Genomic DNA, 14,424 nt, shown 5'->3' with positions numbered 1-14,424 from the left:
TGCCGAAGCGGGGCGGCCCCTTTCCGGTCATCAGTTCAGGCTGAAACGCACCGTCGCGCCGATCGTCCGCGGCCGCGCAACCGAGCCCGCGAAGGCGAAGGGCGCGTTCGAGATGCCATATTGGTCGAACAGATTCTTGGCGAACACGCCGAGCTCGATCTGGTCGGTCACCGCAATCGAGGCATTCAGGTCGACGATGTGGAAGTCGCCCTTCTCCAGCGAACCCGCAAAATCGACGGGCGCGCTCGACAGGTAGCGATGCGCAATGCCGAAGCGCGGCTTCAGCTTCGAGTCCGGGAAGCTCAGATCGATGCTGTTCGACAATATCCATTCGGACGCGCCGGGCAGCCGCGATCCCTTCGCATAGCCGCCGCCGGCCGCAAAGGTGTCGGGCAAGAACTCCGACAGACGCGCGTCATTGTACGACACGTTCGACTGGAAGGTCAGGCCGCGTGTCGGGCGCAAGGTCAGGCTGAGCTCCATCCCGTCGATGTCGGCACCGCCGCCATTGGTCGTGTAGGCGCGAACATCGGGGGTGAAGAGGCGCGCCTGGATATTGTTCCAGTCGATATGATAGACGGTCAGATCGACCGACAGCGTGTTGTCGATCACGTCGAACCGCGTGCCCAGCTCGAAATTCTTCGTCGTATCGCTGCCGAAGGTCAGCGGCAGGTCAGGGAACGGCAAGGCGAAGACGTTGAGCCCGCCGATCCGGAAACCCTCCGAATAGAGCGCATAGGCCATGAAATCCTTGCTCGGTTTGAAGGTCAGCGATGCCTTCGGAATGAAATCCGAATGCTTCTCCGCCGCCGCCTCGAAATTATAAGCGGGGACCTGCGCCGCGTTCGGGAGCAGTTCGGCCTGCGGACGCGTGCGATATTCGAACAGACGGCCGCCGAGCGTCAGCGTGAGCGAGTCGACGATGTCGTAGGACACCTCACCGAACAGCGCCTTTTCGGTCACGCGGTTGCGGCTGAACGTCCGCTCCGAAAAATCGCCGGGAGCAAGCTGGTCGCCGGTCTGCCCGCCGAATTCGCCGGGATTGGCGTCGATATAGTCGCTGATCCCCTCGATATAGAGCAGTCCGTTCCCGGTCGAACGCATCTTGGTATAATTGGCGCCGATCAGCCATTTGAACGGTCCCTCATCGGGCGAGGCAAGCCGCACCTCGACATAGTCGGTCTTTGACTTCGACCGGCCGCGGTCGAGCAGCGGCGTGTTCGTGCGCGGGTCGTTGCCGCCGAAGATCGAATAATCGAAGAGAACCTCGGCATTCTTCTCGATATGGCTACCGAGCGCGGTCAGCGTCGCAAAGCCCAGGTCCTGCTCGAAGCGCAAGCTGTGCAGCATGAAGTCGGTGTCCTGAAACTCGGCGAGGTTCGTCGCGCGCTCATAGGTCTTCTCGGGACCGAAGAGGACATAGGTCTGATCGTCGAGATCATATTCCTGATACATGCTGATCGCCGAAATGCGCGTCGTTTCGGCCGGCGTGAAGACGATCGAACCGCGCAGGCCGCGAACGCGCAGGTCGTTGCTGCCCTTCTCACCGAGCAACGTGTTGTCGAGATAGCCGGCATCGACGCGCTGGAGCGCGACGAGGCGCACCGCGAGCTTGTCGGTCGCGATCGGCAGGTTGACCATGCCCTTCACCGCATAGCCGACATCGCCGGCGGCGCGTTTGGTCGTCGATACCATGCCCTCAAAGCCCGCGTCGAAGCGGGCGGGGTCAGCCTCGTTCACGACATAATTGACCGCACCGCCCAGCGACGACGACCCGAAGAGCGTGCCCTGCGGCCCGCGCAGCACTTCGACGCGGCTGACGTCGAAACTGTCGACGTCGGGAATGACGACGGGAAAGCCCGGCTCGATCAGGGGGATTTCGTTGAGATAATAGCCCGTCGTCGCCTGGTTCGCCTCATGATAGGTCGACGATGCGACGCCGCGGATGACGACTTCGGACACGCCGGGCTGGTAATCGTTGAACACGACGCCGGGGACGCGCGTAATATAGTCGGAGAGGCTTTGCGCGTTGAGTTTCTGCAGCGTCGCTTCGCTGACCGCGGTCAGCGAACCGGTGACGTCGCGCGCCGATTGTTCCCGCTTGGCTGCGGTGACGACGATCTCGCTGTCATCGGTTGCCTGCGCCAGCGCGCTCGATGCCTGGCCCAGCGCGAGGATCGAAATGCCGCACGCCGCGACGCACCTGATCGATGCAAAACCCATTTTTGCCTCCCTGATTGATAATGGCTGTTGTGAGAAGATCCGATGTTCAAGCTATCACGCGAAACTGGCGTGACGGCGATGGTCGGGCCATATTCCAGCCGGATCGGGCCAGCACGCCGCCGCAGGAAAGCACGGTTTCGTAGGGGCTTGCCGCCAATTTGCCCGATCGATGGATTGGGCGGCCTGATCGGCGCAGTACGCCAGCCCGTGCGCCATAGACTGGACGCGACATCCCCGTCGGGCGAAAGAGGGTCGGTATGCACAGCATCGAGAACAAGGGTCGCAGAGCGTTTATGAGCAGCGCCGCAATGGCAGCATTCCTGCTGGGGAGCGGCGCCGGCCGGGCGCTGGAAAAGAGCCTCCCCGGACGCTGGCCGAAGATCGCGCCGCCGCAGTCGCCGCGAATCTCGCATGTGATCGATCAATTGGGCCGCCAGCGCGACGACGCCTATAGCTGGATGAAATTCATCCCCGCCGAGGGCGAGCGCAACCGCACGAACCTGCCCGCTCCGGTCGCAAAAATGCTCGCCGACGAAAATGCCTATGCCGATGCGGTGCTGGAACCCACGAAGGTCGCGCAGGCCGAGCTGGTGCGCGCGATGCTGGCGCGCAGTTCAGGCGCGGTCGCGGCGCCCGCGCTCGAAAAGGACGGCTGGACCTATTCGTCCACGATCCCCGAAGGCCAGACGCACGCGCGCTATAGCCGCCAGAAGGAAGGCGCCGCGGCCGAACTGCTCGTCGACGAAAGCGCGCGCGCCAAGGACCAGCCCTATTTCCGCAGCACGGGACACCAGCCAAGCCCCGACCATCGCTATTTCGCCTGGGCCGAGGATGTCATCGGCAACGACCGCCACCGCATCTGCATCCGCGACAATCGGAGCGGCGACATTCGCACGATCGTCGACAAGGATGCTTATGGCTATGGCGGACTCGTCTTCGCGCCCTCCTCGCGCTGGCTGTTCTGGATCTGGCGCGACGCCCGCAATCGCCCGACGCGGCTCTACCGAACCTCGGTCGACGGCAAGATCACCGATCTGGTTTACGAAGAAAAAGATCCCGCGATCTTCATGCAGGTGAAGCGCACCGCCGCCGACGGCTTCATCGCGCTCACCCTCGCCGGCCCCGAGACCGCCGAAGTCCGGTTGCTATCCGCGGCCGACGAAACCGCCGCGTCGGCCGTCGTCTGGCCGCGCAAAGCGGGAGTGCTCTACGAAATCGACGAATGGGACGGCGGCCTGATCGCACTCACCGACGCCGATGAAGCCTTTGACATGTCGCTGGCACGCCTCGATCCGAAGAGCTTTCGCAAGCTCGCGACGCTCGTCCCGCACCGCCCGGGCACACCGATCCTCCAGGTCCTGCCCTTTGCCGCTGCACTCGTACGGCTCGAACGCGTCGACGGCCTCCACCGCCTGATGATCCTTCGCGCGGACGGCACCGAACATGCCATCGCGTTCGACGATCCGGCTTATGCGATCGAACTGCCGCCCGAACAGGCCTATGACGCATCGTCGGTGATGATTGTCCACCAGTCCCCCAAATCGCCGCGCCGCTGGATCCGCATCGATCTCGCCAGCGGCAAACAGACCGTTATCCAGCAGCAACAGGTCGCGAATTTCGACCCCGACGCCTATGAGGTCGAACGGCTGTTCGCCCCCGCCCCGGACGGCGAGATGGTGCCGATCACGTTGCTGTCGCGCCGCGGCGCGGCGAAGGACGGCAAGGCGCCGCTGCTCCAATATGGCTATGGCTCCTATGGCGTGCCGAGCGACCCCGAATTTTCGATACCCGCGCTCGCGCTCGTCGATCGCGGCTGGCGCTATGCCATCGCGCATGTGCGCGGCGGCTCCGAAAAGGGGCGGCGCTGGTTCCTTGGCGGGCGCAAGTTCACCAAGCGCAATAGCTTCACCGATTTCATCGCCTGCGCCGAACATCTTGCCGCCGAAAACTATACGGCGAAGGGCAAGGTCGTCGCCTATGGCCTGTCGGCCGGCGGTCTGCTCGTCGGGGCCAGCATGAACATCGCCCCGACCTTGTGGGGCGGCGTGATCGCGCAGGTGCCCTTCGTCGACATGCTCAACACGATGAGCGACGGCGCGCATCCGCTTGTGCCGCTGTTCAGGCCCGACTGGGGCGATCCGCTCGCCGATCCCAAGGCCTATGATTATATCGCGTCGATCTCGCCCTATGAGAATGTCCGGGCGGCCGCCTATCCGCCGCTGCTCTGCACCGCGGGGCTCAAGGACGACCGCGTCGCCTATTGGGAACCCGCCAAACTGGTCGCCGAGGTGCGCCGCCGTTCGACGAGCGGCAATCCCGCGCTCCTCCACACCGACATGGACAGCGGCCATCAGGGCAGCGCCGACGTCGAGAGCGAATATCAGCAAAAGGCACTGTTCTGGGCCTTTGCGATGCGCTGCGTGAGTTGAACCGTCAAAAGCCCCGGAACGACGGCACCGGTGCAAACATCAACGCCAGAAAGCCATAGGCGCTGGCGAGCAGAAGCAACACGCCCGCCGCGCCAACCAGCCAGTCGGGGCGGAGGCGGCGAACCAGATACGCCCCGATCGGCGCGGCGATCACCCCGCCGATCAAGAGGCCGATCGCCGCGGTGCTGAAGCTTTGCCATCCAAGCGTGCCGATGAAGCCCGCCGCGATCGTCACGGTCACGAAAAATTCGGACGCGTTCACCGTCCCGATCACCATGCGCGGTTCGGCGCCCTGTGCGAGCAGGTTGGCACTGACGATCGGTCCCCAGCCACCGCCGCCCGATCCGTCGGCAATCCCCCCGACGAGGCCGAGCGGGCCGACGAGCTTGATACTGCGGTAGGTTTGCGGGCGCCGCGTGCCGCGCCAGAGCAGGTAGATACCGACCGCGCCCAGATAGGCGAGCACGACCGGGCGCGCGATGCTGTTGTCGATGTTGGTCAATATCCACACGCCGATCAGCCCGCCGACGATCCCCGGTACGACGAGGCGGCGGAACAGCCGCCAGTCGACATTACGCTGTATCGCGTGGCTCAGCCCCGACACGCCGCCGGTGAAGCTTTCCGCGACATGGACCGCAGCAGAAGCCGTTACGGGCGGCAGCCCCAGCACGAGCAGCAATGCCGTACCGATCACGCCAAACGCCATGCCGAGCGCGCTATCGATCAGCTGTGCGGCAAATCCCACGAGGATGAACGGCAACAACGCCCAGAGCGTCAGTCCGTCGAACAGCGTCATCGCGCTACCTGCCCGCGGCGCGCGCCCTTGCCCGTCCGGCGCGTGAGCAGGAATACCGCCGGGAAACCCAGCGCGATCAGCGACAATGCGCCGGCGAACACCGGCTCGCCGCCCGCGAGCCACGGCAGCACCGCGGCCCAGATCGAGACGCCGAGCACGGTCAGCAGCGTCTGTTCCTGATCGATGTCGGTGTCGACCGCCAGCGGCACCCCGCGCGCGTCGGCGCGCAACGCTTCCAGCCGGCGCGCGACCGGGCTGTGCGGCGCCGAACGCTGGCCGGGCGCGAGGGACGACAGCACCGACCCCAGCCCCGCACCAACCAGCCGGACGCCGACCGCGCGCGCAAAGGCCCGCGGCTCCTCGACCCGGTCGCCCACCGCTCGCAGGCTCAACCGCCCGCCGAAAACGAGGTCGATCAAAGCCTCGCCGGTCACCGCCTTGATCGGCCGCGCCTGAACCTCGTGGCTCGCCTCGATCCAGTCGAAGATCGCGCCGGGCACATCGATCCCACACGCCCGCTCCAGTCCCTGGAACCCCGGGGCGCTGTTCGCTTCGCAGATCCGGTAGCCTTCGTCGTCGAAAAGAATGTCGATTCCCGCGACCTCCAGCCCCAGCGTGTCGGCAGCGCGCGCCGCGAGGTCGGCCATCTCGCCCGTCGGCGTATAGGCGATCCCGACCCCGCCCAGCGACACGTTCGATTTGAAATGCCCAGCCGGGGCGCGCCGCTCCATCGCCGCGATCACGCGCCCACCGATGACGAGGACGCGTACGTCGCGGCCGTGGCTCGACCGCACATAATGCTGGAACAGGAAATCGGCCTTGGCCTCGGCGCTCTCGAGCAGACCCGCGAGGTCCTCGAACTGGCTGCGGTCTTCGCATTTGAGCACGCCCGTGCCGCGCGTGCCGCGCAGCGTCTTGACGATCAGCGGGAAGCCGAGCTCCTCCTCGACGATATCGACCCCCATCGGGAATTTGCCGAGGATCGTCGCGGGGATCGGCAGCCCCGCGCGCGCCAGCCGCTGCATCGTGTGCAGTTTGTCGGCGACAAGGTCGATCGCTTCGGGTCCGTTGATCAGCCGCACGCCGCGGCGCTCGAAGTGCCGAAGCACGGCGAGCGTGAAATAGTCGGTTTCGGCGCCGGTACGGCACAGGATGAAGTCGGGGCGGGCCAGTGAATGGCCTTCGTAGTGGACCGACCAGCCGTCGACCGGCGCCGCGACGATGTCGAAATTATGCGGCTTCAGCACGTGCAATTCGATCCCGCGTGCGGCCGCCACCTCCTGGAACCGCAGGATTTCCGGTACTTCCGGCAAAGCAGGATCGAGGTCCCGCCCGAAGAAAATCCATCCCAGCAAAGATCGCTCCTTCGATAACGCACGTTCACTGCCAGAGAACGTACCGCTCGCGCAATCGTTCAAGCGGCAAAGCGGGCTAAGCGATTGTTTTGACGGTTCGATTGCATCGATCCTCCTTGCACCGGGCAAATGCGACCAGAAAATCCCGCCGATCTACGGTGAATCGGCCTTAAACCTCCGTTCTTGCGCTCGTTAAATGTCGCATGACCACCAAAGCGACACAATCGAACGAACCGGTAGGACGGTTCCTGGGTTGGCTGGGGCTTCGCCACGCACGTGGCGGCGCGCCCGATCGAGGAGAAGCGCCGCCCGACCGTGCCCGCGCCGCGCGTTACGAACTGGCGGCGTCGATTACCTCTTTCCTTGTCGACAACGACCTCGACGTCTCTCCAGCGAACCTGCTACTCGCACATGGCGCCTTTTCGGGGCGGAACCCGCGGCTCGCGCGGCAGATCGTCGCGCAGGCGCAAACCCCCGAAGGTATCAGCCAGAAATGGCTCAACGAACTCGATGAACAGGAAAGAAACCAGCCCGATCACGTCGAAATCGACCGGCTGATGACGCGGCTCGAAACGAATATCGAGGCCTTTCAGGCCAACACGAAAGAAGCGCGCTCTGTCACGAGCGATTATGGCACCGAGCTCGAACAGCATGTCGTCGATCTCGAACAGCTCCAGAAGACGGGCCGCATCGTCTCCAGCCTCGCCGACCTCGCCAAAGTCATGCTCGACCGCACGCGCAAGGCCGAGGACGATATGCGCAAGAGCGAGGACGAGGCGAAGGCGCTGCGCCGCAGCCTCGATCGTGCCAAGCGCGACGCCGAGCTCGACTATCTGACCGGCCTGCCCAACCGCCGCGCGTTCGAAATCCTGCTCGACCGGCATTACAAGGAAGCGCGCGCCATGGTCGAACCGCTCAGCATCGCTTTCTGTGACATCGACGAGTTCAAGAAGGTCAACGACCTCCACGGCCACGAAGCGGGCGACCGCGTGATCAAGGCGATCGCCGACACATTGGCGCGCATCTCGAACGATCATTGTCACGTCGCGCGCCACGGCGGCGAGGAATTCGTCATGCTGTTCCGCGGCCTGACGCCGACGCAGGCGGCCGAAAAGCTCGACGACGCGCGCGAAGCGCTCGCCGACCGGCGGCTCATCAATCGCAAGACCGACGAACCCTTTGGCCAGATCACCTTCTCGGGCGGGGTCGCCGACGTCTTTGGCTATGCCGACACGCGCGCGGCGCTGAAAGCTGCCGACGATGCGCTTTACAAAGCGAAGGCCAGCGGGCGGAACCGCGTCGAACTCGCCGGTCCGGCCTAGAAGAATTCCCGCGAGGGGGCGGGGCGCCGCGGACTATCGTGCACCATAGCGCGATCGTCCGCGGCTTTAACCGTCAGACAGCGGGGCGCCGCGCATAATAGCCGAAGGCCGCAATGACCGCATAGCAGAGCGCGGGCAGCAACAATGCCGTCGCGAGACTACCGGTGAGGTCCGCAAGCGCCCCGGTCGCGAGCGGCACAACCGCGCCGCCAAAGATTGCGACATTGATGATCCCAGATCCGTCGGCCGCGCGGCTGCCGAGCTTTTCGGACGCGAGGCTGAAGATTGTCGGGAACATGATCGCGTTCATCAGGCCGATCGCCAGCAGGCTGTAACCCGAAACGACGCCGGTGGTGTTGATCGAAATCAGGATCAGGGCGATCGCGCCGACGGCCACGAAGCCGAGCAGCTTGCCCGGGCTGATCACGCGCATCAGTCCCGAACCGATGAAACGACCAACCATCGCGCCGCCCCAGTAAAGCCCGATCAGCTTGCCCGCGGCTTGTTCGGCAAGGCCCATGACGCCCGGCTGCATCAGGTAGTTCACGATCAGCGAGCCGATCGAGACTTCGGCGCCCACATAAAGGAAGATGCACAGCGCACCGAATCCGAAGCGCGGGCGCTTCAGCAGGTCCAGGCCCGCCAGCCCGGCACTCGCTTCATGCTTTTCGCCTTGGAGCCGATTGCGGAACATCCAGACCGCGCCCGCGACGACCAGCAGCGCGACCGCGATGCCGAGATAGCCATGGACGATCGCCTGGCTTTCGGCGGTGCGATACGCGTCGAGTTCGGCGCCCGATAGATCCTCCGCCTTCATCGTGGCGAGGCTGCCGAGGATGAGGATCGAACCGACGATCGGAAAGATCGTCGTACCGAGCGAATTGAACGCCTGTGCAAAGGTCAGGCGACTATGCGCGGTCTCGGGTTTGCCGAGCAGCGAGATCAGCGGATTGGCGACGACCTGCACGATCACCACCCCGCTTGCGAGCACGAAGAGCGCGAACAGGAACAGGCCGTAAACCGCATTTTGCGAGGCCGGGATGAACAGCAGACAGCCGACCATCATCGTCAGGAGGCCCGCCACCGCGCCGCGCATATAGCCGATCTTCTTGACCAGCTTCGCTCCCGGAATGCCGATCACCAGATAGGCGGTGAAGAAGCAGAACTGCACCAGCATCGCCTGCGTGTAATTGAGCGTGAACAGCTCTTTCAGCTTGGGGATGATGACATCGTTCAGGCTGGTGATGCCGCCGAAGATGAAGAACAGCCCCATGACGAACAGCCGCAGTTCGGGCGCGTCGACATGCGTCCCCTGCCCTTCGCCGACAGCGGCTCCGCTGCCCGACGCGATTTCCGGCGCTAATGCCATTTTTCTCTCCCAAACCCTTGTTTCAGGCTAACCCGTTTGCGGGTTTTGTCATTTTACCGTGGGTGGGCAAGGCAGATTCTCCCCGACCGCCTCGACATTCGTATTCAACAGCGTCGCGGCAAAGCCCTTGCCAGCCTGAATCGTCATCGCATTGTCGACCTGCCGCAGGTTGGCGCCCGCGTCGGCGAAGCAACGCAGCGGCACCTTGATCGTCGACACCTGCCCCTTCAGCGCTGCCTTGACGAGTGCCGAAATGTCGAATGCCTTGCCGCCTAGCGCGAGGCTGACCGGCGCGCCGCCGGGCGCATCGATCCGCCAGTCGACACGAAGTGCGAAGCTGTTGTTGAGCTGGCGCGAGAGGTCGGCATAGGGTCCGGTCAGTTCGAGTGTCGCCGGGCCGGTCCAGGCGAAGGATTTGCCATCCTCCTGCGCGCGCACATCGACCGACCGCGCCGCGATCATCCCGCCCGGGCTCGCGATCGGCGCGGATTCGACCGGTCGCTTGCCGCCCGCATCGGCGATCGAAAGCACCCACGGCGCGCGCGCGCGGCCGCCCGAGAAGAAATTCTCGACGTTCAGCACCGCGGCAATATCGACGCCCAGCTCTTCGGATAGCGGCGGCACCGTCGTGCTCGCACCATATTTCAGGCCGTAACCGACGGGGAACTGCGGCTTTTCGACGGGCGAGCGCGCGTCGGACGGCCAGGCGAAGGGCAGCGTCCCGGCAAAGCCGCGCGCCGTCTTGCCATCCTTGCCCGCGATCAGCACGTCGGCGACGCCCGCGCCTTGCGAGCCCGGCAGCCAGCCCGCGACGAACGCGTCGGCGGCATTGATTTCGGGGTTGGTGAACATCGGGCGGCCCGACAGGAAAAGCGCGACCACCGGAATGCCCGCGGCTTTCAGCGTCTTGAGCGTGGCGAGATCGGTCGCCTCCGTCGGCTGGTAATCGAGCGTCGCGACATCGCCCTGGAACTCGGCATAGGGGGCTTCGCCGAACACGACGATCGCAACGTCGGGCTTGTCGCCGAAGCTGCCGTTCGCCGAAAGCACGGCCTTACCGCCCGCATCGCCGACGGCCTTGTTGAGCGCTTCCCAGATCGTCTGGCCGTTCGGGAAGTCCGACCGGACGACGTCGGTGCCCTGCCAGCTGATCGTCCAGCCGCCCGACTGCATCGCCATATTGTCGGCGCCCGGCCCCGTGACGAGCACTTTGGCGCCCGGTTTGACCGGCAGGATATTGCCGTTATTCTTCAACAACACCAGTGACTTGGAAACCGCCTCGCGCGCCACTGCCAGATGATCGGGCGCCCCGACGGCGGCGAAGTTGCCACGGTTAACATGGCCTTCGGCGAACAGGCCCAGCTTGTATTTGACGCGCAGGATGCGGCGCACCGCATCGTCGAGCCGCGCGGCGGGAATTGTGCCGTCCTTCGCCTGCTTCAGCGTGCTCTCGTACAGCCCCTTCCAGCTATCGGGCGCCATGAACATGTCGAGTCCGGCGTTGATCGACTGGGCGCAGTCGGTCACGCTGCACCCGGCGACCTGCCCGTGCCCGTTCCAGTCGCCGACGACGAAGCCCTCGAACCCCATCTTCTTCTTGAGCGCGTCGGTCAGCAGCCCCTTGTTGCCGTGGTGCTTGACGCCCTGCCAGCTCGAGAAGCTCGCCATGACGGTCAGCGCGCCCGCGTCGATCGCGGCGGGGTAACCCATAGCGTGCTTGGCGATCAGCTCCTTCTCGTCGATCCTGGCATCGCCCTGGTCCTTACCCTCGAACGTCCCGCCATCGGCGAGGAAATGCTTGGCGGTCGCGGCGACATGGCGCGCGTCGAGGGTCTGGCCCGAAACGAGCTTGCCTTGTAGGCCGAGCACCATCGCCTTGGCATATTCGGCGATCAGCCCCGGGTCGGAGGCATAGCCTTCGTAGCTCCGCCCCCAGCGCAGGTCCTGCGGCACCGCGAGCGTCGGCGCGAAAGTCCACTCGATCCCGCTGCCCGCAATTTCGGCGGCGGTGACCGCGCCAATGCGCTGGATCAGTTCGGGATCGCGCGCCGCGCCGAGCCCGATATTGTGCGGGAACAGCGTCGCGCCGGGGATATTATTGTGCCCATGGACGGCATCGACGCCAAAGATGATCGGGATCGCAACGCCATTTGCCTGCGGCCGCAAGGATACCGCGCGAAAATCGCCGACGAGTTTCGCCCAGTCGGCCGCGGTCGAGCGTTCGTTGCCGTTCGGGCCGCTGTTGCCGCCCGCGAGGATCGAACCGAGCGGATAGGTTTCGAGGTCCTTGGGGGTAATCGTCGTGATATCGGCCTGCACCAGCTGGCCGACCTTCTGCTCGACCGTCATCTTCCCGATCAGCGCATCGATCCGCGCCTCGGTTTTGGGATCGGATATCGCGGCGGGACTTTTCGCCGCCGGCCAAAGCTCGGGATGAACCGCCGCGGCGTCCGCCCCGTTCGTTTCGGGTGCCGCCATAGCGGTTCCAGCCAGAAGCATTGCGGTCGCCATGACCATTGCCTGTCGGCGCATCGTCTCTCCCATCCCTCTAATGTGAACGTTATCAAATCTCGTGTCGCATAGCGGCCGAATGAAATCAAGCGCTGTATTCGGGATGGGTCAGCGCAGGCGCGGCATCGTCGCGAGCAGCAGCACGGCAATCGCGGTCAATCCCGCAAGCAGCAGGAAAAGCGCGTCAAAACCGAAGCCGGGTACCAGCGAGATCGTCAGCCAGGGCATGATCAGCGACGGCACTGTGTTGGTGAGGTTGAAGATGCCAAGGTCGCGTCCGCGCCGGTCCGAGCGCGGCAGGATGCGCAGCGTCTGGCTGCTATGGAGCGACAGGAACACCGTCGTCGCGATCCCGAATACGAGATAGCTCGCCTTCGCCGCATCGAGCCCTGTCGCGAGCGCCATCCCGACCATGCCGAGGCCCGACACCGCCGAGCTGACGACGAGCGGCAGGAACGGCCGGTCGTTGCGGTCGGCCCAGCGCCCGCTCGCCAGCGCGATCGGGATGGCGATCGTCAGTGCCATGCCGAACAATCGCGCCTTTTCATTGTCGTGCATCTCGGGATCGATCGAGCGGAACCAGAAATAGAGATAGGCGAACAGCGCCGCCTCGGCGATCTGGACGAGCAGGCGTGCGAGCCACATCCGCACCGCCGGGCCGGTCGGTCGCTGCGGGCCCGCCTCTTCCGTCCGCTTGGGCGGCGCGGTGAGTTCGGGGAACGGCCGCGGACGGCCGAACAGCAGCACCGGCAGCACCGCGGTCGCGACGAGCAATGCGATGACGATCAACCGGCTTTCCGCCGGCACCAGTCCCGGCCAGGTGACGAGCCATCCCGACCAGCCGCCAAGCGCAGGCGAGAAAGCGAGCAGCCCGCCGAGAAGGCCCTTCTGATCGTCGGGAACAAGGTCGCCGGCCCAGGCGGCGAGCGGCCCGAGCATCATGTTGAGCGCAAGCTGCCAGGCGATGATGATCGCGACAAGCGACCAGATGTCCTGTGCAAGCGGCACCGCCAGCAGCAAGCCGATGGTCAGCGCCAGCCCGGCAAGCACCCAGCCGCGCCGGTTCTGCGTGCGGTCGCTCAGCCATCCGAACCCGATCGCCCCGACACTGGCCGCGATCGCGCCGAAGAAGGTGACATAGCCCAATGTCTGCACGTCCGCCGACCCGGCCAGCTCGGTCATCCGGCCGGGCAGCCAGATCGTCAGGAACGGTACATAGGCGATCGCGCCGCCCGCCGAAGCGAGCGCGTAGAGGAGGAGGAAGCCGAGCGACTGGCGGCGCGCGACCACCTTGTCAGCCATGCGCGGCGACCGGCGGCGCTGCGGTCGATCCACGCGGGACAAGCCCGCCCTGCACGCGCGTCGGCTCGGTCGGGCGCGGCGCGCCGCGCTGCGCGGCGATGATCAGTTCGACCGCACGCGACGCCGTTTCGGCGACCGGCTGGTCGACCGCGGTCAGCGCCGGCTGCGTGAAGCGCACGACGGGGGTATTGTCGAAGCTGACGATCGACAATTGGCCCGGCACGTCGAGTCCCTTTTCGCGCGCGACCTCGAGCGTCGCGAGTGCCATCTGGTCGCTGCTGGCGATGATCGCGGTCGGCGGGTTCGCGCCGCCGAGCAATTGCTGCGCCGCGTGCGTTCCCGACGCAAAGGTGAAATCGCCCTCGACGAGCAGCCCCGCGGTCGGCAGATCGGCCGCCGCCATCTCGCCCTGCCAGCCGTCGATGCGCCAGCGGCTGAGGCTATATTCGGGCGAACCCGCGATGAATCCGATGCGCTTGTGCCCGAGGTCGATCAGGTGCCGCGTCGCGCGCCGCGCCGATCCCTCATCGTCCATCGTCAGCGCGATCCCCGCCGCGCCGCCGCGCGACCCGATGCGCGCGAAGGGAATTTTCTGCTGGTCGAGCAAACCGACGATCAGCGGATTGTCCGAATGCGGCGGCGTCAGGATCACCCCGTCGGGCTGCAATGCCGCGATCGCCGCGCGCAGCTCGCGCTCGACATGGTCGTTGTGCGTATCGACGAGCTCGAAGATCATCCGATAGCCGAACTCGGCGCATTTCAGCATCCCGCCGAGCAGCATCTGGTCGACCCAGTCGACCCCTTGCCGCCCCTGCCAGTCGGCGATCGTGCGTTCGCGGTCGTTGATCGCGAGGATGAGATACGAGCGCGACCCGCTCATCCGCTGCGCCGCAATCGACGGGACGTAGCCGAGCTTGTCGATCGACGCCTGGACGCGCTCCTTCATCTCGGGGCGGACATTGGGCTCGTTGTTGATGACACGGCTCACGGTCTGCAGCGACACGCCCGCGTCGGCTGCAACATGCTTGATCGTGACCGACTGCCGCCGACGCCCCATTATGTCCCCTGGCCCCCTCTACTTTCGTCATCGCTAACGGTATCGCCGCCACAATGCCAG

9 protein-coding genes are annotated in these 14,424 nt (G+C 65.3%); 2 read left to right on the top strand and 7 right to left on the bottom strand.

Annotated features, from left to right (window positions below):
- Window positions 1-30: 30 nt before the first annotated feature.
- On the bottom strand, window positions 31-2,223 hold the full coding sequence (locus ACIPPQ_RS15655) for a TonB-dependent receptor (protein WP_446544987.1): 2,193 nt from the start codon (window positions 2,221-2,223) through the stop codon (window positions 31-33).
- A 293-nt stretch (window positions 2,224-2,516) separates the two neighbouring features.
- Here ACIPPQ_RS15655 and ACIPPQ_RS15650 point away from each other — a divergent pair, with 293 nt between their 5' ends.
- Entirely contained in the window at window positions 2,517-4,652 is a 2,136-nt protein-coding gene (locus tag ACIPPQ_RS15650; RefSeq protein WP_446544986.1) for a S9 family peptidase, read from the top strand.
- A gap of 4 nt (window positions 4,653-4,656) precedes the next feature.
- On the opposite strand, the gene ACIPPQ_RS15645 is transcribed toward ACIPPQ_RS15650, so the two are convergent.
- Together ACIPPQ_RS15645 and ACIPPQ_RS15640 are read right to left on the bottom strand one after the other, a co-directional pair.
- Entirely contained in the window at window positions 4,657-5,448 is a 792-nt protein-coding gene (locus ACIPPQ_RS15645; RefSeq protein ID WP_446544985.1) for a sulfite exporter TauE/SafE family protein, read from the bottom strand.
- Window positions 5,445-6,803 (bottom strand): ATP-grasp domain-containing protein, encoded by a 1,359-nt coding sequence (locus ACIPPQ_RS15640; RefSeq protein WP_446544984.1) that lies wholly within the window; start codon window positions 6,801-6,803, stop codon window positions 5,445-5,447. Before ACIPPQ_RS15640 ends, ACIPPQ_RS15645 begins: the two co-directional genes overlap by 4 nt.
- Before the next feature lie 203 nt (window positions 6,804-7,006).
- Between ACIPPQ_RS15640 and ACIPPQ_RS15635 the strand changes: the two genes are divergently transcribed.
- Window positions 7,007-8,125: a diguanylate cyclase gene (locus ACIPPQ_RS15635; protein WP_446544983.1), complete on the top strand. Its 1,119-nt coding sequence runs from the start codon at window positions 7,007-7,009 to the stop codon at window positions 8,123-8,125.
- Window positions 8,126-8,198: 73 nt separating this feature from the next.
- Here the strand turns inward: ACIPPQ_RS15635 and ACIPPQ_RS15630 are convergent, their stop codons facing one another.
- The 4 genes from ACIPPQ_RS15630 to ACIPPQ_RS15615 form a co-directional block, all read right to left on the bottom strand.
- On the bottom strand, window positions 8,199-9,494 hold the full coding sequence (locus tag ACIPPQ_RS15630) for a sugar MFS transporter (RefSeq protein WP_446544982.1): 1,296 nt from the start codon (window positions 9,492-9,494) through the stop codon (window positions 8,199-8,201).
- Window positions 9,495-9,542: 48 nt separating this feature from the next.
- Window positions 9,543-11,972: a glycoside hydrolase family 3 N-terminal domain-containing protein gene (locus ACIPPQ_RS15625; protein ID WP_446544981.1), complete on the bottom strand. Its 2,430-nt coding sequence runs from the start codon at window positions 11,970-11,972 to the stop codon at window positions 9,543-9,545.
- Window positions 11,973-12,113: 141 nt separating this feature from the next.
- Window positions 12,114-13,307, bottom strand: a complete 1,194-nt coding sequence (locus ACIPPQ_RS15620) for an MFS transporter (RefSeq protein ID WP_446544980.1) — start codon at window positions 13,305-13,307, stop codon at window positions 12,114-12,116.
- Window positions 13,300-14,364, bottom strand: coding sequence for a LacI family DNA-binding transcriptional regulator (locus ACIPPQ_RS15615; protein WP_446544979.1), 1,065 nt, complete (start codon window positions 14,362-14,364; stop codon window positions 13,300-13,302). Before ACIPPQ_RS15615 ends, ACIPPQ_RS15620 begins: the two co-directional genes overlap by 8 nt.
- Between the last annotated feature and the right edge of the window lie 60 nt (window positions 14,365-14,424).

It is taken from the genome of Sphingopyxis sp. LARHCG72 (assembly GCF_052871675.1).
This window is presented reverse-complemented; position numbering and strand designations above follow the sequence as displayed.

Coding starts and splice junctions, on each gene's coding strand:
- ACIPPQ_RS15630 (WP_446544982.1), bottom strand. CDS start 9,494: ATGGCATTAGCGCCGGAAATCGCGTCGGGCAGCGGAGCCGCTGTCGGC.
- ACIPPQ_RS15620 (WP_446544980.1), bottom strand. CDS start 13,307: ATGGCTGACAAGGTGGTCGCGCGCCGCCAGTCGCTCGGCTTCCTCCTC.
- ACIPPQ_RS15615 (WP_446544979.1), bottom strand. CDS start 14,364: ATGGGGCGTCGGCGGCAGTCGGTCACGATCAAGCATGTTGCAGCCGAC.
- ACIPPQ_RS15650 (WP_446544986.1), top strand. CDS start 2,517: ATGAGCAGCGCCGCAATGGCAGCATTCCTGCTGGGGAGCGGCGCCGGC.
- ACIPPQ_RS15645 (WP_446544985.1), bottom strand. CDS start 5,448: ATGACGCTGTTCGACGGACTGACGCTCTGGGCGTTGTTGCCGTTCATC.
- ACIPPQ_RS15625 (WP_446544981.1), bottom strand. CDS start 11,972: ATGGCGGCACCCGAAACGAACGGGGCGGACGCCGCGGCGGTTCATCCC.
- ACIPPQ_RS15635 (WP_446544983.1), top strand. CDS start 7,007: ATGACCACCAAAGCGACACAATCGAACGAACCGGTAGGACGGTTCCTG.
- ACIPPQ_RS15655 (WP_446544987.1), bottom strand. CDS start 2,223: ATGGGTTTTGCATCGATCAGGTGCGTCGCGGCGTGCGGCATTTCGATC.